The sequence below is a fragment of the Mesorhizobium sp. M8A.F.Ca.ET.207.01.1.1 genome, assembly GCF_004794715.1.
Classification (GTDB): domain Bacteria; phylum Pseudomonadota; class Alphaproteobacteria; order Rhizobiales; family Rhizobiaceae; genus Mesorhizobium.
The window spans coordinates 1-405 of record NZ_SRUS01000138.1; the positions used below are offsets into that span (position 1 = coordinate 1).

Below are 405 nucleotides of genomic sequence, written 5' to 3' on the forward strand. Positions count from 1 at the left end.
GCGGCCAGCACCTTCACACCGGCAACCTCGACCGCCTGGCCGGACAGGTCGGCCGTGGCGCCGGCGGCGACCTTGGCCTTCACCGCCTCCAGTTCCCGCTCCAACTGCTTCTGGCGCTGGCCGAGGGCACGGATCTTCTCGACCACATCGGCGGCGCTGCCACCGAGCAGTTCGGCGGCTTCGGCCAGGCGGGCCTCCTCGGCGTCCACGTAATCCAGGGCGCCCTGGCCGGTGACCGCCTCGATACGGCGCACGCCGGCCGAGACACCGCCCTCGGAGGTGATCTTGAACAGGCAGATGTCGCCGGTACGGTTGACGTGGGTACCACCGCACAGCTCGGTGGAGTAGTCACCCATCTTCAGCACGCGCACGTGCTCGCCATACTTCTCGCCGAACAGGGCCATC

At 69.1% G+C, this 405-nt stretch carries 1 pseudogene; it reads right to left on the minus strand.

Annotation, left to right across the window (positions count from 1 at the left end):
* Positions 1 to 405, minus strand: a pseudogene (locus EN850_RS33870) (alanine--tRNA ligase); the annotation flags it as partial.